15 protein-coding genes are annotated in these 15,869 nt (G+C 71.5%); 8 read left to right on the forward strand and 7 right to left on the reverse strand.

Features of this window, described 5'->3' with window-relative positions; genetic code table 11:
* Positions 1-138 precede the first annotated feature (138 nt).
* Positions 139-1,422: an SWF or SNF family helicase gene (locus tag ACFWGJ_RS06260; protein WP_387321400.1), complete on the reverse strand. Its 1,284-nt coding sequence runs from the start codon at positions 1,420-1,422 to the stop codon at positions 139-141.
* Positions 1,419-4,346, reverse strand: a complete 2,928-nt coding sequence (locus ACFWGJ_RS06265; RefSeq protein ID WP_387321401.1) for a DEAD/DEAH box helicase — start codon at positions 4,344-4,346, stop codon at positions 1,419-1,421. Before ACFWGJ_RS06265 ends, ACFWGJ_RS06260 begins: the two co-directional genes overlap by 4 nt.
* A 295-nt stretch (positions 4,347-4,641) precedes the next feature.
* Between ACFWGJ_RS06265 and ACFWGJ_RS06270 the strand changes: the two genes are divergently transcribed.
* A complete protein-coding gene (locus ACFWGJ_RS06270; RefSeq protein WP_189774210.1) occupies positions 4,642-4,824 on the forward strand; it encodes a hypothetical protein in 183 nt (60 codons plus the stop codon).
* Between the two features lie 188 nt (positions 4,825-5,012).
* Here ACFWGJ_RS06270 and ACFWGJ_RS06275 read toward each other — a convergent pair whose 3' ends face one another.
* The 3 genes from ACFWGJ_RS06275 to ACFWGJ_RS06285 all read right to left on the reverse strand — a co-directional run bounded on the left by ACFWGJ_RS06275 (position 5,013) and on the right by ACFWGJ_RS06285 (position 7,113).
* Positions 5,013-5,888: a hypothetical protein gene (locus ACFWGJ_RS06275; RefSeq protein WP_387321402.1), complete on the reverse strand. Its 876-nt coding sequence runs from the start codon at positions 5,886-5,888 to the stop codon at positions 5,013-5,015.
* 150 nt (positions 5,889-6,038) lie between these two features.
* Positions 6,039-6,344: a hypothetical protein gene (locus tag ACFWGJ_RS06280; protein WP_387321424.1), complete on the reverse strand. Its 306-nt coding sequence runs from the start codon at positions 6,342-6,344 to the stop codon at positions 6,039-6,041.
* Positions 6,345-6,513: 169 nt separating this feature from the next.
* A complete protein-coding gene (locus ACFWGJ_RS06285; protein ID WP_387321403.1) occupies positions 6,514-7,113 on the reverse strand; it encodes a class I SAM-dependent methyltransferase in 600 nt (199 codons plus the stop codon).
* 179 nt (positions 7,114-7,292) lie between these two features.
* On the opposite strand from ACFWGJ_RS06285, the gene ACFWGJ_RS06290 reads away from it, so the two are divergent.
* The 5 genes from ACFWGJ_RS06290 (at position 7,293) to ACFWGJ_RS06310 (ending at position 12,359) form a co-directional block, all read left to right on the forward strand.
* On the forward strand, positions 7,293-8,111 hold the full coding sequence (locus ACFWGJ_RS06290) for an MHYT domain-containing protein (RefSeq protein ID WP_387321404.1): 819 nt from the start codon (positions 7,293-7,295) through the stop codon (positions 8,109-8,111).
* A gap of 61 nt (positions 8,112-8,172) precedes the next feature.
* On the forward strand, positions 8,173-10,848 hold the full coding sequence (locus ACFWGJ_RS06295) for a nitrate- and nitrite sensing domain-containing protein (protein ID WP_387321405.1): 2,676 nt from the start codon (positions 8,173-8,175) through the stop codon (positions 10,846-10,848).
* Positions 10,845-11,282 (forward strand): roadblock/LC7 domain-containing protein, encoded by a 438-nt coding sequence (locus ACFWGJ_RS06300; protein WP_387321406.1) that lies wholly within the window; start codon positions 10,845-10,847, stop codon positions 11,280-11,282. The genes ACFWGJ_RS06295 and ACFWGJ_RS06300 overlap by 4 nt, the downstream gene beginning before the upstream one ends.
* Positions 11,283-11,298: 16 nt before the next feature.
* Entirely contained in the window at positions 11,299-11,715 is a 417-nt protein-coding gene (locus ACFWGJ_RS06305; RefSeq protein WP_387321407.1) for a DUF742 domain-containing protein, read from the forward strand.
* Between the two features lie 38 nt (positions 11,716-11,753).
* Positions 11,754-12,359, forward strand: coding sequence for an ATP/GTP-binding protein (locus tag ACFWGJ_RS06310; protein ID WP_387321408.1), 606 nt, complete (start codon positions 11,754-11,756; stop codon positions 12,357-12,359).
* Between the two features lie 216 nt (positions 12,360-12,575).
* On the opposite strand, the gene ACFWGJ_RS06315 is transcribed toward ACFWGJ_RS06310, so the two are convergent.
* On the reverse strand, positions 12,576-13,004 hold the full coding sequence (locus ACFWGJ_RS06315; protein WP_210891104.1) for a PPOX class F420-dependent oxidoreductase: 429 nt from the start codon (positions 13,002-13,004) through the stop codon (positions 12,576-12,578).
* A 95-nt stretch (positions 13,005-13,099) separates the two neighbouring features.
* Between ACFWGJ_RS06315 and ACFWGJ_RS06320 the strand changes: the two genes are divergently transcribed.
* Positions 13,100-13,513: a roadblock/LC7 domain-containing protein gene (locus ACFWGJ_RS06320; RefSeq protein WP_210891102.1), complete on the forward strand. Its 414-nt coding sequence runs from the start codon at positions 13,100-13,102 to the stop codon at positions 13,511-13,513.
* 252 nt (positions 13,514-13,765) lie between these two features.
* Positions 13,766-14,965: a DUF6397 family protein gene (locus ACFWGJ_RS06325; protein WP_387321409.1), complete on the forward strand. Its 1,200-nt coding sequence runs from the start codon at positions 13,766-13,768 to the stop codon at positions 14,963-14,965.
* Between the two features lie 27 nt (positions 14,966-14,992).
* On the opposite strand, the gene ACFWGJ_RS06330 is transcribed toward ACFWGJ_RS06325, so the two are convergent.
* Entirely contained in the window at positions 14,993-15,865 is an 873-nt protein-coding gene (locus ACFWGJ_RS06330) for an acyl-CoA thioesterase (RefSeq protein WP_387321410.1), read from the reverse strand.
* Positions 15,866-15,869 lie beyond the last annotated feature (4 nt).

A 15,869-nucleotide genomic window follows, 5' to 3' on the forward strand; every position in this document is an offset into this window, starting at 1 on the left:
TTCATCCGGTGAACGCGGGTCATGTCGTGGCCCTCCGGCAATCCTGTGCCCCGCCTGCCCCGCCTGCCCCGCCTGCCCCGCGAACCCGCGCCCCGCCTGCCTCGCGACCCTGTGCCGGCCCCGTCCTTCGGCCAGGCGTCACTCCAGCCCGTCGGCCAGGGCCAGGGCTGTCGCCGGGTCCTGGGAGGCCGGCCCGACGGGAGCCCAGCGGCCTCCCTCCTTGCGGTACGGCCACCAGCGTCCGTCCGCCCCCAGCCGGAGCTGGGTCTGTCCGCCGGCGACGGTCCAGCGGCTGCGGGACGCGCGCAGGTCGGGCCGTTCGTGGTCCTCCCAGGCCGACTCCAGGGCGGCACGCGCGCGTGCGAGCGTTTCCGCCCCGGCCGGCCGGTCCGTCTCCAGTACGTCGAGTGCGGCCGCGCCCCCGTACTCCCAGGAGCGGACCGCGAGCGCCAGGCTCTCGCGGTCGCGCCCCGACCCTTCGGCGAGGCGGGCGGTCACCGGGACCTCGGGCCCGCCCGCGGCCAGCCGTACGGCATCCTGCCCAGGCGTCAGCTCGGCCTCCACGACGCGTTGCTCATGGCCTGCCCTGAGCGCGTCGACAAGCAGCCGGTGAGCCTCACGGGCGGCCTGCGACGCCAGGAACTCCAGGGCGGACGGATCGACCCCGGGCGCGGGATCGGTCTCCGTGTCCAGGGACGGCGGCAGGCCCGGTTCCGCGGGCACGGCAGGCGCCCCGGGCAGCGGCGGCAGGATCTCCCCCGCCGCGTACGCCTCGGCTGCGTCCACGCCCGTGTACGTCTCCTGCCGCGCCGTCTCCTGCCGCAATTCGGCGGTTTCTGCCGCGGAGACGCTGCGCAGCTGCAACGCGTCGAGGAGTTCGCGCTCGCCGCGGCCGCGCAGGAGAAGCAGCACGAAAGGATCCTGGTCGAGCAGTCGCGCCACCTGGTAGCAGAGCGCTGCGGTGTGACCGCAGTGGTCCCACGCGTCGCAGTCGCACTCCGCCTCCAGATCGCCCAGGCCCGGCAGGAGTTCGACACCGGCGGTCGCCGCGTCCTCGACCAGGTGCGGCGGCATCTCGCGGTCGAGCAGTGCCGCGATGTGCCCCGCTCGCTCGACCGCCATGTCCAGGAACCGGTCCCAGTGCTCCTCGGACAGCTCCGGGAGCAGGACGTCTGCACGATGAGCGGTGTGGTCACGGTCGTTGACCACGGCGGTGACCCGCCCGGGTCGGACCGACACGGCGCCCACGGCTCCCGCGCGCGCGAGCCGGCGCCCCGTCTTCAGCTGCTTCGGGTCCAGCGTGGCGTCCTCCAGCGCCTTGACCCAGGCCTGCCCCCACCAGCTCTGGGCGAAGCCCCGGCCCTGCGTGGGCGGCAGGGCGGCGAAAACGCGCTCCGGAGTGTTCTCGTACGGATCGCTCATCGGGCGCCCCCTCGCAGTTCCACCAGGTCGGCCAGTTGCGCGTCGGTGAGTTCGGTCAGGGCCGATTCCCCGGATCCGAGCACCGCGTCCGCCAACTCCCTTTTGCGCAGCAGCATGTCCGCGATGCGGTCCTCGATCGTCCCCTCGGCGATCAGCCGGTGCACCTGCACCGGCCGCGTCTGGCCGATGCGGTACGCGCGGTCGGTGGCCTGGGCCTCGACGGCCGGGTTCCACCAGCGGTCGTAGTGCACGACGTGCTCGGCCCGCGTCAGGTTCAGACCCGTGCCCGCGGCCTTCAACGACAACAGGAAGACGGGCACTTCGCCCTCCTGGAAGCGCTCGACCATGGCCTCGCGCTCATGGACGGGCGTGCCTCCGTGCAGGAACTGCGAGTGCACACCGCGCGCGTGCAGATGGCGCTCGATCAGACGGGCCATGCGCACGTACTGCGTGAAGACCAGAACGCATGCCCCCTCGGAGAGGATGGTGTCCAGCAGCTCGTCCAGCAGCTCCAGCTTTCCGGAACGCCCGGCGATCTTCGGCCGGTCCTCCTTGAGGTACTGAGCCGGGTGATTGCAGATCTGCTTCAGCCCCGTGAGCAGCTTCACGATCAGTCCGCGGCGCGCCATGCTGTCGGCGCCCGCGATCTCCGCGAGCGTCTCGCGGACCACGGCCTCGTACAGACCCGCCTGTTCCTTGGAAAGGGACACCGCGCGGTCGGTCTCCGTCTTCGGCGGGAGTTCCGGTGCGATGCCGGGATCGGATTTGCGGCGCCGCAGGAGGAACGGCCGCACGAGCCGGGCGAGCCGGTCCGCCGCCCCCGGATCCTGTCCTCCCTCGACGGCCTTCGCGTACTGGTTGCGGAACGTGCCGAGCCTGCCCAGCAGACCCGGTGTCGTCCAGTCGAGGATCGCCCACAGCTCGGAGAGGTTGTTCTCCACCGGCGTGCCGGTGAGCGCCACACGCGCGCGTGCGTCGATCTTCCGCAACTGCCGGGCCGTGTCCGAGTACGGGTTCTTCACGTGCTGTGCCTCGTCCGCGACGACCATGCCCCAGGAAGCGTCCGCCAGACGTGCCGTGTCGAGGCGCATGGTGCCGTAGGTCGTGAGGACGAACTCACCGTCGGCCAGGTCCTCCAGACTCCGCCGGGTCCCGTGGAAGCGGCGGACGGGAGTGCCGGGAGCGAACCTCTCGATCTCGCGCTGCCAGTTGCCCATGAGAGACGTCGGACAGACGACGAGTGTGGGTCCCGCCGCGGACTCGTCGGTCTGCCGGTGCAGATGCAGCGCGATGAGTGTGATCGTCTTGCCGAGGCCCATGTCGTCCGCGAGACAGCCGCCCAGTCCCAGGGACGTCATCCTGGCCAGCCAGTTGAGGCCGCGCAGCTGGTAGTCGCGCAGGGTCGCGGCCAGCGCCGACGGCTGCCCGACCGGCTCCTGCCCCTCCGGGTCCGACAGATGGTCCCGCAGCGTGGCCAGCCATCCCGTGGGCCGTACGTCGACCCGGCGGCCGTCGACCTCCGTGGAGCCCGTCAGAACGGCACTCAGCGCGTCGACGGGCGTCAGCTTGTGATCCTGCTGGGTACGGGCGCGCCGTACCTCCTGCGGATCGACGAGGACCCACTGGTCGCGCAGCCGCACCATCGGACGGTTCGCCTCGGCGAGCCGGTCCAGTTCCTGGCGCGTCAACTGCTGGTCGCCCAGTGCGAACCACCAGGAGAACGTCAGCAGTGCGTCGGCCGAAAGGAAGGAGGGCGTGTCCGAGGCCGGTCCGGTACCTGCCTGTTCGTCGTCCGGGGGGCCGATGACCGCGCGTGCCGTCAGCTTGTGTGCCAGTTCCCTGGGCCAGTGCACCTCCACACCGGCGGCCGTGAGTGATCGCGCCCCCTCGCCCAGGAGTTCGGTGACCTCCTCGTCGGCGAGTTCGATCGAGTCGGGCACGCTCGCCGACAGCAGCGGCGTGAGCGGTGCCCAGGCCCGGGCCGCGCGGCGCAGCGCGAGCAGGGCGTCCATCCGCGCGCGCGGGCCGAAAGCCGGAGCCGACCCGCTCCACACCTCGGCCGCGTCCGCCAGCAGGGCCGGGTCGCTGACACTGTGCAGTTGCAGCACCGCACGGAACGGCAGTCGGTTCTCGTCCGACACGGCCGACGCGAGCCCCGGCACCTCGACGCGCAGCGAGATCCGTACGCCGGCGTCGTGGCCCGCCGCGACATCGGCCGCCCACGCGCGATGCTCGGGCACCTGCTGCGGTTCCCGGGCGGCGAAGGCCGGGCCGCCCGCGGCGAGTGCCGCCGCGGGGGAGCGGGGGAGGGTGTCGGCGACTGCGTCGAGGAAGGCGCGCAGCAGCCACTCCGGATCGGGCAGCCGCAGTGGTTCGGCCGTGTCGACGGGGACCGCGTGGGCGTGCGGCGGCATGGCGGCGGCCAGCTCACGGATCCGCTCCAGGTCCCGCGCGCCCAGAGGTCCCGCGCGCCACGCGTCGTGGTCGCCGGAGCTCAGGCCGGGCAGCAGCAGTCCGCGCGCGGCGAACTGCAGCGCCAGTACGGCCGCGGCACCCCAAAAGGCGGTCGAACCGTGGGTCCGCGCGGCGGCACGCGCGCGCGTGAGGACCGGGAGCGCCGTCCGCACCGGCAGGACGACGGCCGACACCGTCACCAACTCGACCCCGTCCTCGCACGGGAGGACGACGGACAGCTCCTCCACGGAGCCGTGACCGAAGTCGGAACCTGACTCGGAAGCCGAGTCGGAGTCGGGATCGGAGTCGGCTCCGGGACCAGAGCCGGGACCGACGGCCGGGGGCTCCTCGCCGTCGGGCAGCCAGAACGCGACACTGCCCGTGCGGGCCGGGTCGGCAGGGAGGAAGACGGCGCAGCAGCGCGCCAGTTCGGAGATCTCGGAGGGAGTGGGGGCAGGAATCCTCTGCACAGGGATGAGCGTGTTCCTCAATTTTGACTACCGGGGGTGGAGGTCGCCGAGGGTACAGCGCCGCGCAGGATGAACCAAGTGTCCGGCTTGTGATGCCAGTCACTTCTCGCTCAAGGTGGGTGCCAAGTCCACCTCCCCGTCCGGCTTTGCCCCGACCGGGCCCGGGTGGGGCGCCTCTCAGGGTCGGGTAAGGGTGCACCTCAGGGTCGTATCAGGGGCGTGGTCCGGAACCGTCGGGAGCGCGGGTCCGTTCTCAGAACAGAGAGCGGCAGTGGCCGCTAAGGAGGCTACGCACATGTCAAGGAACGCGAAGATAGCCGCAGGCGGTGTCGCGGTCGGCATCGTCCTGCTCTTCTGGCTGCCCTGGTGGGCCGCCCTGCTGATCGTCCTGGGGGTTCCCGCGGCGGCGTATCTGACGCTGGACCCCTCGCAGCGGCGCAGGCTGCGCCGCGTCGGCCGCAAGGAACTCGGCCGCTGACACATCAACCGTTCACTCAGTTCCTCTACCGGCACACCCTCTTCGAATACATCCTCTTCGGACGCTCCCTCTTGCGCAGTTTCTCTGCAGCGCACAGGAGCTGACCTCGTCGCCGCTCGTGGGCCGGCCGATGGTGTGGCCCACGAGCGGCGTCGGCACCGCCTGCGCACCACCGCGGCCCGCCGGGTTCAGTTCGGGCGTACGGCCATCTTGTCCAGAGCCTCCAGGAGACCGGGCAGTTCGGGTCCGCGGCCTACCGGAAGGATCTCGCCGGGCTTCTCGTCGAGCAGCACGAAGGCGATGTCGTCGGTCCGCGCCACCAGCGACCAGCCGGGACCGTCGGCGCGCAGCGTCCGCGCGTCCCCCGGGGCGAAGGACGAGCGCACGCGGCCGAGCGGCGGAGGAGTGTCCACGTAGGAGTGCGCTTCGGAGAGTACGCGCTGGACGCCGGTGAGCGGTGCCCGCCCGCCGTCCCCGTCGCCACCGTCTTCGTCCGCCCGGTCGCCGGTCGGTGCGGTCCCGTCAGCAGGAGCGGGCTCCTCGTCCGCCGAGGCCGCGAATTCGCTCTCGTCGATCTGTTCGCGCCAGACGGCCCACTGCAGCGCGATCTCGTCCGCGCCGAGGCGCCGCTGCGCCGCACCCCAGGCGGACGCGTCCGGCGGACACAGCGGCGCCTGTTCCGCGATGTCGGGGTGGGGATCGTGAGGGGCGGGCACACCGGGCGCCGCGACCGCCACGGCCAGCGGCCATCCGGGCAGCGCGGCCACCATCGAGCGTTCGTCCGGCGACAGGTCGTACTCCATGCCGCAGTCCCAGGAAGCGATGGCGACCGCCACCAGCGAGACGTCGTCGATGACGACGGTCCACCGCGCGCCGTCGCCGTCCTGCCCCAGCACCAGCCCGTACCCGTCGGCGAGGGGCGCGAGACCGAGGGCGGCGCAGGCCTCCGGATAGTCGTCGCCCAGCACGCTGGGGAACTGCGCCGGCGTCAACAGCACCGCCGTCAGCACATACAGTGCGTCGTCGTCCTCAACGGCGACGGCCTCATCGTCCGTCACGGCCATCCCAGCCTCCCCTCGCTACATCCGTCGGCGCACCCTAATGCCCGCCGGGGCCGTTGTCACGGGGCCGGAACACGCGGGGACCTGCCCTCATGCTCCGGAACACGGTCGAAACGACCACCTGCGGTCGCGCTGATTCCGCTTCCGCTCCCGTCAGGCGACGGGCAGGCCGAGGAGCGTTCGGGCCACCGCGGTGGGCGACTCGTCGCGTTCTCGTGCGAGCGCGATGACGGCCCGGCACGCCAGCTCGTTCACACCGAACGAAAGAGCTTCCGGTGACACCCAGGCCGCGGCCTCCTCGACCCCGTCCTGGTCGTCATCGACGCCGGCCGCCACGTAGGCCGCGGCTGCTTCGAACAAGTTGTGCGTCTGCTTCCTGGGGCGGGGCCCCGCCGATGGCGCAGGGTGTTCGGACCCAGCCGGCCGTGGATGTGAAAAGAGCTTCCGTAGTCGAGCCATCGTGCCGGACATTCGGGCCACCTTCCCCCGCGTACCGCTTCTTCGGTCATCGCCCATCTGTCTTAGTTCAACGTAGAGTTGAAAGTTCGACACCAGAAGGGGGCGGTGTCGTGAACCCTCGCCGCACGCCCTCGTCGGCCCGGTGAACAGGGCGGTTCCGGGTGGCGTTTCAGGGGCGGCGCACGGCCAGGGCGAGGAAGCGGGCGTCCTCGTCCACGTACGACGTCATGCGCCAGCCGGAGGCGGACAGGAGCGGGCCGAGGCTGGCCTCCGCCCGCAGGTCGTCCGGGGTGATCCGCCGTCCCTGGCGCGCGGCGAGAGCGGCCCTGCCGATCGGGTGGAAGAGCGCCAGGACCCCGCCCGGCCGCACGACCCGCGCCAATTCCCGCAGATTCTCGGCGGGGTCCGGAAGATGCGCGATGAGCCCGGCCGCGAAGACGGCATGGAGCGACTTCGCACGCAGGGGCAGGCGGGACACGTCGGCGAGGAGCAGTTGCCCCGCCCGGTCGCGCCCTGCCCGTACCGCCGCCTCCAGCATCGCCGGCGTCAGGTCCGCGCCGAGGACCGCCCCGGAGGGCCCCACGGCGTCCCTGAGGGCCGGCAGAGCCCGTCCTGTGCCGCAGCCCGCGTCGAGCACGTGATCGCCCTCCCGCAGCCCCAGCTCGGAGACGGCTGCCGCGTAAGCGGGGCCGTCGTCGGGGAACCGGTCGTCCCAGCCGGCCGCGCGGGCCGAGAAGAATTCCTGGACATGCGTGTGGTCGTCGCTCATGCACCGCATGATCCCGCATCGCACGGTGAGCGACCCGATCGAACGGCGACGCGAAACGCGAGGCGGCGCACACGTTCGACCGTGACGCGATCGTTCCCCCGCACCTCTCCGCCATATTCCAGCAGCTTTCGAAACGCGCCCCCTGTGCGCGCCCCGGGCCCCACTAGCGTCCCGGGGCCATGGGACACCTGGACCACGCCACCTTCGGCTGGCTGACCCCCGTGCTGTCGTACGCCATGGCGTGCATCGGCGCGGCGCTCGGGCTGCGCTGCACGGTCCGCGCGCTCGGCGCTTATGGCCGGTCGCGCCGCAACTGGCTGCTCACCGCGGCTTCCGCGATCGGTACGGGGATCTGGACCATGCACTTCGTGGCGATGCTCGGCTTCGGCGTCAGGGGCACCGACATCCGCTACGACGTGCCGCTCACCGTGCTCAGCCTGCTCGTCGCGATCGTCGTCGTCGGCGCGGGCGTCTTCGCCGTGGGCTACGGCCGGGACCGCGGTCGCGCGCTCGTCCTCGGCGGCCTGACCACCGGACTGGGCGTGGCGAGCATGCACTACCTGGGCATGGCCGCTCTGCGACTGCACGGAGAGGTGAGTTACGAACCGCTGCTCGTCGGGGTCTCCGTGGCCATCGCCGTGGTCGCGGCGACCGCCGCACTGTGGGCGGCGCTCAACATCAGCTCGCCCGCCGCGGTCGCCGTCGCCTCGCTCGTCATGGGCGGGGCGGTCAGCAGCATGCACTACACCGGGATGACGGCGGTCGGCGTTCACGTCACACCCTCCGGACAGGCCCTGCCCGGGGCCACGGCGATGCAGTTCGTCTTCCCCCTCGCCGTCGGCCTCGGGTCCTATCTCTTCCTGACGTCGGCGTTCGTCGCGCTCTCCCCGACAGCGGACGAGCGCGAGGCCTCCGCGTCGGCCCAGCGGCCCGGCGAAAACGACCTCTCCTCGACACCGTCCACGAGTCCGACGCCACCCACGAGTGCCGTCCCCTGACGGCGGATCCGGACCGACGACCCGACAAGGCGCGCCCCGAACCACTCCGAGCGAGAAGGCCATGCGTACATCCCGAAGGACCCCGACAGACGGCGCAGAGCCGTCGACGGCCCGGACACGGGGCCGCCGCGCGCATGCCGGACCGCCGGCCGACGAAGACTCCGGCCCCGAGGGGACCGACGACACGGAACCGGTCGACACGCCCCCGCGCGCGACGAACTGGAGTCTGCGGCCCCGTACCGTGCGAGCGAAGATCGTCTGCCTGCTCATGGTCCCGGTCGTCTCCCTGCTGGCCCTGTGGGCACACGCCACCGTCACCACGGCCCAGGACGTCACACGACTGCGGCAGTTGCAGCGCGTGGACTCCGAAGTGCGCGCCCCGGTCGCAGCAACCGTCATCGCGCTCCAGGACGAACGCGTGGCAGCCGTCCGCTACGCCACGCGCCCCTCGGCCGACCGGGAGCGCGCCCTCAAGAAGCTGGCGGCGCGCACCGACCGGACCGTGTCGGAACTCCGCCTCGGAGAGGGCAGCACCGTCGCCGACAGCGAGGAGCTTCCCGCCGAAGTGGCCACACGTCTCGACACCTTCGTGACCGGCGCGGAGCGGCTGCGTGCCCTGCGGACCGCCGTACTCGACGGCACCACAGGGTGGGACGAGACGTACAGGCGGTACACCGGGACCATCGCCGCGGCCTTCGGCGTGGGCGGTGCGCTCACCGGCATCCAGGACGCGGAGATCGGCTCCGACGCGCGCGTACTGCTTGAGTTCTCCCGCGCGGGCGAGGCCCTGGCACAGGAGGACACGGTGCTGGCCGGTGCCCGCCTCGAAGGGGCCCTCGACGGACAGCGACTGCGGCTGTTCACCGGTGCCGTGGACACGCGCAGGCTGCTCACCGACTCCGCTGTCGTCGATCTCCGCGGACCTGAACGAGCCGCCTGGCAGGCCCTCACGGAGGCTGCCGCGTACGCCGACCTGACGGTCGTCGAAAACAGGATGCTCACCGCCCCGCCCGGCGCCGCGGCGATCCAGGCCTCGCCGGGGGAGACCTGGAACGCCGCCCACGCGCGCGTGCGGGACGACATGCGGGTCATCGAATCGGACGGCGGCCGTGACGTCGCGAACCGGGCCGATCCCCTCCGGCGCGGACTGCTGTCGCCCGCGGGTGCCGCGGTACTCCTGGGGCTCGCAGCCGTGGCCGCCTCACTGGTCATCTCCGTACGCATCGGACGCGGCCTCGTCGTCGAACTGGTGACCCTGCGCAACAGCGCCCTGGAGATCGCGCGGCGCAAACTGCCGAACGCCATGCGGAGACTGCGGGCCGGAGAGGAGATCGACGTCCGTGCCGAGGCTCCGCCGGGGCCGCCCGCCGAGGACGAGGCGGGGCAGGTCGCGGAAGCGCTGACCACGGTGCACCGCGCCGCACTGCACGCGGCCGTCGAACGAGCGGAACTCGCCGGCGGAATCTCCGGTGTCTTCGTCAATCTCGCCCGCCGCAGCCAGGTTCTCGTTCACCGTCAACTCAGGCTGCTGGACAGCATGGAGCGACGCTCCGAGGACCCGAACGAGCTGAGCGACCTCTTCCGGCTCGACCACCTCACCACACGGATGCGACGCCACGCGGAGAGCCTGATCATCCTCTCGGGAGCAGCCCCCGGCCGGGCGTGGCGCATGCCGGTCTCCCTGACGAACGTGGTGCGCGCCGCCGTCTCCGAAGTCGAGGACTACGCGCGCGTGGAGGTACGACAGCTCTCGGAGACCCTGGTCGTCGGAGCCGCGATCGCCGACCTCACGCATCTGCTGGCCGAGATCGTCGAGAACGCCGCCCAGTTCTCCCCGCCTCACACCAGGGTGCGGGTCACCGGCGAACCGGTCGGCAACGGATACGCCGTGGAGGTCGAGGACCGGGGTCTTGGCATGGGCAAGGAGACCCTCGACGAAGCCAATCGCCGTATCGAGCAGTCCCAGGCACTCGACCTGTTCGACAGCGACCGGCTCGGCCTCTTCGTGGTGAGCAGGCTCGCCGCCCGCCACGGCATCAAGGTGCACCTGCGGACCTCGCCCTACGGAGGCACCACCGCGGTCATCCTCCTGCCCACCGCGTTGTTGCACACGAGTACGGAGGAACGTTCCGATACTCGTCGCGGCAAGGCCGGGCGACCTGCTGGACCGCCTCCCCGGCGAACTGCCGGACGGCCACTGGAACAGCCGGTCGAACGAGCTCCCGGACAAGCTGCCGGACGCCGGTACGCGCGCGTGCCCGGTCCCGTTCCCCGACAGGAACCTGTGGGGCCGGCTCCCCGACAGGACTCCGTGGACCCCGCCCCACGACAGGACTCCGTGGAGGCCCACATCGAACGACCCGCACTCGTCCCGCCCGTGGCCGCCCCGGCGGAGGCCTCGGCGGACGGCTCGCACGACGGACCCCCGCCCGAGGTGATCACCCTGCGCCTGCACCGTTCCTCCGCCGACGAGGCCGAGCCGTCCGACGCGTCCGACGGACTCCCGCGGCGCGTACGTCAGGCCAGCCTCGCTCCGCAACTGCGGGCAGAGCGCGCCGAGGAACCCGCGTACCCGGCACGTCACCGGGAGGACGCCGAGCGCACTCCCGAAGCGGTACGGGACCGGATGACGGCGTACCGCGCGGGGTGGGTCCGCGGCGGCGGACCTTCCCCCGGTCCCCGAGCCGGGTTCGGCCCCGCAGAGGGCAGAGACAGCAGCGAAGGAGACCTCACATGATCCAGGATCCGGATCCGGGGACCGCGGCACGGTCCGGCGAACTCGACTGGCTGCTGGACGACCTGGTGCTGCGGGTCGCCGAGGTGAGGCATGCTGTCGTGCTCTCCAACGACGGGCTCGCGATGGGCGCGTCCACCGGCCTCGGACGCGAGGACGCGGAACACCTCGCTGCGGTCTCCTCCGGTTTCCACAGCCTGGCCAAGGGTGCGGGCCGCCACTTCGGAGCCGGCGGAGTACGCCAGACCATGGTGGAGATGGACGACGGCTTCCTGTTCGTGGTGGCCGCCGGAGACGGGTCCTGCTTCGCCGTCCTGAGCGGTGTGACGGCCGACATCGGCCTGATCGCCTACGAGATGGCACGCCTGGTCAGACAGGTGGGCGAGCACCTTCACTCGGCTCCCCGTGCGGGCGCCCGTCCGCCCGCGGCCCGGTGAGCGGGAGCCGGAGTTCATGGCCGAGGACCGGGCAGCCGCCCCCGAGCAGCCGGGCAGCCAGTGGTACGACAGCGAGGCCGGGCCTCTCGTCCGCCCGTACGCCATGACGGGTGGACGCACCGAGCCGGGACCCGCCGGGGTGCGATTCGACCTGATAGCACTCGTCGCACTCGACACCGCGGCGCCCGCGACCGGTGCGGACACCGCCGCCCTCGGGCCGGAGCACCGGGCCCTCGTCGAACTCTGCCGGGCCGAGACCCAGTCCGTCGCCGAACTGGCCGCGGACACCGATCTGCCCGTGGGTGTGGTGCGCGTACTCCTGGGCGACCTGCTGGAGCTGGGCCGCGTGACGGTCAGCCGCCCGGTGCCGCCCGCGCACCTGCCCGACGAGCGCATCCTGCGCGAGGTCATCGACGGACTGAGGGCCCTGTAGACGTCGACCGACACCGGCGAACCCGAAAGAAGTGAGCGATGGTCCCTGAACACTCCGATGGCACCAGCGGTGAGACGGCCGCCCTGGCGTTGAAGATCCTCGTCGCCGGCGGCTTCGGCGTCGGCAAGACCACCCTGGTGGGCGCGGTCAGCGAGATCAGACCGCTGCGCACCGAGGAACTGCTCAGTGAGGCCGGCCGGTCGGTGGACGACACCGGCGGCGTGGACCGGAAGGCGACGACGACCGTCGCCATGGACTTCGGGCGCATCACCATCAGGTCCGGCCTGTCGCTCTACCTGTTCGGAACGCCGGGCCAGGACAGGTTCTGGTTCCTGTGGGACGAGCTGTCACAAGGAGCCCTCGGCGCCGTCGTCCTTGCGGACACCCGCCGGCTTGAGGACTGCTTCCCGGCGGTGGACTACTTCGAACACCGGCGCATCCCCTTCGTGGTGGCGGTCAACTGCTTCACGGACGCACGCACGTACGGCGCCCACGAAGTCTCACGGGCCCTCGACCTCGACCGGGGCACCCCCGTGGTGCTCTGCGACGCCCGTGACCGCGACTCGGGAAAGGAGGTGCTGGTACGTCTCGTCGAGTACGCCGGACGGATGCACACCGCCCGGCTCCTCGACTCGGTCGGCTGACGGACCGCACCGAGGAGCCCGCCAGCTGACCGAGCCGACCGGCTGACGGACCCGGTCGGCTTGGGGATCCGGTCGGCTGACGGACCCGCTCCGCTCGGGGATCCGGTCGGCTGGCGGACCCGGTCGGCTCGGCTGGAGGACTTGGTCGGCCGACCGCGGCCGACCGAGTGCTCAGCCTGTACCGCTCAGCCGGTGCGGCCCAACCCGTCCCGGAGGTCAGTCGGAGACCGATCCCTCCGCGAGAACCTTCTCGATCCGCACGCGTACGACGAGTTCACCGGGTACGCCGTTGCGGGCCGCGAACTCCTCGGCGCGTTCCTCACCCATGTACCGGCCGCCGATCCTGCCCGCCCAGAGCCGGACGTCGTCGAGGTCCTCCGAGATGCGGGCCTGCCCCTGGACGACGACGTACGCGAACGGAGGCCGGTCGTCGTCCACGCACAGGGCCACCCGGCCGTCCCGAGCCAGATTCCGCCCCTTGACGGTGTCCTTTCCCGTGTTGAAGACCAGGTCGTCGCCGTCGAGCACGAACCAGATCGGTGCCACATGCGGGCGCCCGTCGGCCCGGACGGTCGACAACTTGCCCGTGCGGGTTCCGTGCGAGACGAACGCCCGCCATTCCTCATCGGTCATCTTGTGTGCCATGCCCCTATCCTCCTTGCCCGGACGGCGACGGTGGTGAAGGCTGGTCGATCGGATCCTCCGGCCCGGGGGAGCCACACATCACGGGGAGACGGATCATGGCGGAGAACCGGGGACTTGACTGGCTGCTCGACGACCTGACCCAGCGTGTCGAGCACATACGCCACGCACTCGTGCTGTCCAACGACGGTCTGGTGACCGGTGCGAGCACAGGTCTGCGGCGGGAGGACGCCGAACATCTCGCCGCCGTCTCATCCGGCCTGCACAGCCTGGCCAAGGGCTCGGGCCGGCACTTCGGCGCGGGCCGGGTCCGTCAGACCATGATCGAGTTCGATGACGCGGTGCTCTTCGTCACGGCGGCCGGCACCGGCAGCTGTCTGTGCGTGCTCAGCGCGGCCGAAGCCGACATCGGCCAGGTCGCGTACGAGATGACCCTGCTCGTCAATCGCGTCGGCGAGCACCTGCATGTCGATGCCCGACATCCGGAACACTCGCCCACCATAGACATCTGACCTGCACAGACGTCATCGCGATCGAAGTTATCCACAGGCTCGGCGCGAGACGCGGCGAACCGGCTACGGTTTTTCCCGAAGCAAGCGCACGCAACGCACATCGCTGCACGGGGGAGAACCATCATGTCCGGCAACACCATCACGCAGTCAGCCACGCCGACCGTCGCACAGTCCGTCGTGCAGACCGCCGCACAGTCCGTTGTGCCGACCATCCCACAGTCCGTCATGCCTGGTCCGAATGGGGCTGACGGTGTGACTTCGGCACAGGCCTCGACACTCGCGCAGAGCCGCGCCGCGCGGGAGCTGGGGCTCAAGCGGGGCGAGTTCGACCTCGCCGTACGGCTGGGGCGCATCCGCACCGTGCCTGACGAGGGCGGCGGAGGCCATCGCGTCACCCGCGAGGAAATCGACAGGGTGCAGGCCGAGGACGGCTTCCCCGAGACCCTGCGGGAACGGGTCAAAGCAGTCGGCACCTCGGAGGGCGCGGCCCTCATGGGCGTCACGACCGCCCGGTTCACCCGCTTTGCCCGCCTGGGCCTGGTCGTGCCCGTAAAGTTCTACTTGAACCGGTATCGCGCCGTGGTGTGGCTGTATCTGGCAGAGGAGCTGCGGCAGTTCGCCGACGACAAGAAGCATGCGCCCCTGCTGAATGGCCGTGTGCCCGAGACCCTGCGCGCCCAGCTGGAGACGGGGCTCGACCTGCGGGCCCGGAACTGGCGGGGTCGGCACCTCGGATTTTTGCTTCGGCAGAACGAGGACCCGTGGGCGCGTGCCGCGGTCGTGGCGTCGCTGCTCGACCCCGTTCAGGTCGCCGAGATCGTCCCCGATCCCTATGAGCGGGCCTACATGGACCGTTACCGGCCCGAACAGACCACCCACGGTGCGCCCGACTCGCCCGCCGCCCTCATCACGGCCCGGATCATGACAGCGACGGATCCGGACGAGATCAGCTGGCTCCGGGCCGACCTGGCGAACGGCCTGGAGGAGGCACGCGACCGCCGGGCCGCCCCGCGACCGACGGCGGAGACCGGGACCCCGGAAGCGGGGCACGACCGGCCGACGCCTCCCGGGGAACACCGCACGCGGGTCGACCACCGGCAGCCCGCCGACCTGCGTGAAGCCGCCGAGCTGCGGCACCCGGCCGCGGTGCGACGTCCGGCCGGGCAGCGACGTCCGGGAGAACAGCGGCGCCCCGCGGAAGTACGGCACCGTCCGGGCGGACGGCATCCGTCCGAGGGACGGCACTCTGCCGGCGCAGTGCATCCTGCCGGAGCAGTACATTCAGCCGGTGCAGTGCATGCTGCCGGAGCAACGCGTCCGGCTGCAGCGCCGCATTCGGCCGCCGCGCCACACCCGGCCGTAGTACGACGGCCGGCCGAGGTACGACCCGCGATCGACGAACCGGGACGCCCCGGGCGGCTCCTCGGCTGGCTGCGGCGCAGAAACCTCTGAACCGGGGGCCCGGCGCCCGGCGCCCGGTCAGTCCTCCAGCTTGCGGAACAGTCCTTCCTGGACGACGGAAACGAGCAGGCGTCCCTCCTGGTCGTAGATCCGCCCCCGGGCCAGCCCTCGGCCACCCGTCGCGATCGGGGACTCCTGGTCGTACAGGAACCACTCGTCGGCGCGGAACGGCCGGTGGAACCACATGGCGTGGTCCAGGGAGGCCATGTCGAAACCGCGTCTGCCCCACAGCGGTTCCACCGGGATACGGACGGCGTCCAGGAGAGTCATGTCGCTCGCGTAGGTGAGCGCGCAGGTGTGGACCAGCGGGTCGTCGCCCAGCGGCCCGACCGCGCGCATCCATACGGCGCTGCGCGGCTCCGCGTTCTCGATCTCCTCCGGTGTCCAGCGCAACCGGTCCGCGTAGCGGATGTCGAAGGGCTGGCGCCGGGCCATGCGCTCCAGCGTCTCGGGGAGCGCGCCCAGATGTTCCTTGATCTCCTGAGTGACGCTCGGGAGCGACTCCGGATCCGGGACCTCACGAGCCGGCGGCAGCTGGTGCTCGAAGCTCCCTTCCTCAGGCTTGTGAAAGGAGGCGGTCAGATTGAAGATCGTGCGGCCCTGCTGCACGGCGGTGACGCGGCGCGTGGTGAACGACCGTCCGTCCCGTACGCGTTCGACCTGGTACACGATGGGCACGCCCGGCCGGCCCGGACGCAGGAAGTACGCGTGCAGGGAGTGCACGGGCCGTTCCGGTTCCGTGGTGCGGCCGGCGGCGACCAGGGCCTGGCCGGCGACCTGTCCGCCGAAGACCCGTTGCAGGGATTCCTGCGGGCTGCGGCCACGGAAGATGTTGACCTCGATCTGCTCCAGGTCGAGCAGATCGACGAGTCGTTCCGCTGGGTTCGTCATGTGT

The organism is Streptomyces sp. NPDC060205 (genome assembly GCF_042728395.1).
Lineage (GTDB): Bacteria > Actinomycetota > Actinomycetes > Streptomycetales > Streptomycetaceae > Streptomyces.

Excerpts from the sequence above, each read along its gene's own strand:
- ACFWGJ_RS06295 (WP_387321405.1), top strand. The coding sequence starts at position 8,173 with ATGCGTACATCCCGAAGGACCCCGACAGACGGCGCAGAGCCGTCGACG.
- ACFWGJ_RS06320 (WP_210891102.1), top strand. The coding sequence starts at position 13,100 with ATGGCGGAGAACCGGGGACTTGACTGGCTGCTCGACGACCTGACCCAG.
- ACFWGJ_RS06270 (WP_189774210.1), top strand. The coding sequence starts at position 4,642 with ATGTCAAGGAACGCGAAGATAGCCGCAGGCGGTGTCGCGGTCGGCATC.
- ACFWGJ_RS06300 (WP_387321406.1), top strand. The coding sequence starts at position 10,845 with ATGATCCAGGATCCGGATCCGGGGACCGCGGCACGGTCCGGCGAACTC.
- ACFWGJ_RS06285 (WP_387321403.1), bottom strand. The coding sequence starts at position 7,113 with ATGAGCGACGACCACACGCATGTCCAGGAATTCTTCTCGGCCCGCGCG.
- ACFWGJ_RS06280 (WP_387321424.1), bottom strand. The coding sequence starts at position 6,344 with ATGGCTCGACTACGGAAGCTCTTTTCACATCCACGGCCGGCTGGGTCC.
- ACFWGJ_RS06275 (WP_387321402.1), bottom strand. The coding sequence starts at position 5,888 with ATGGCCGTGACGGACGATGAGGCCGTCGCCGTTGAGGACGACGACGCA.
- ACFWGJ_RS06260 (WP_387321400.1), bottom strand. The coding sequence starts at position 1,422 with ATGAGCGATCCGTACGAGAACACTCCGGAGCGCGTTTTCGCCGCCCTG.
- ACFWGJ_RS06305 (WP_387321407.1), top strand. The coding sequence starts at position 11,299 with ATGGCCGAGGACCGGGCAGCCGCCCCCGAGCAGCCGGGCAGCCAGTGG.
- ACFWGJ_RS06310 (WP_387321408.1), top strand. The coding sequence starts at position 11,754 with ATGGTCCCTGAACACTCCGATGGCACCAGCGGTGAGACGGCCGCCCTG.
- ACFWGJ_RS06330 (WP_387321410.1), bottom strand. The coding sequence starts at position 15,865 with ATGACGAACCCAGCGGAACGACTCGTCGATCTGCTCGACCTGGAGCAG.
- ACFWGJ_RS06290 (WP_387321404.1), top strand. The coding sequence starts at position 7,293 with ATGGGACACCTGGACCACGCCACCTTCGGCTGGCTGACCCCCGTGCTG.
- ACFWGJ_RS06315 (WP_210891104.1), bottom strand. The coding sequence starts at position 13,004 with ATGGCACACAAGATGACCGATGAGGAATGGCGGGCGTTCGTCTCGCAC.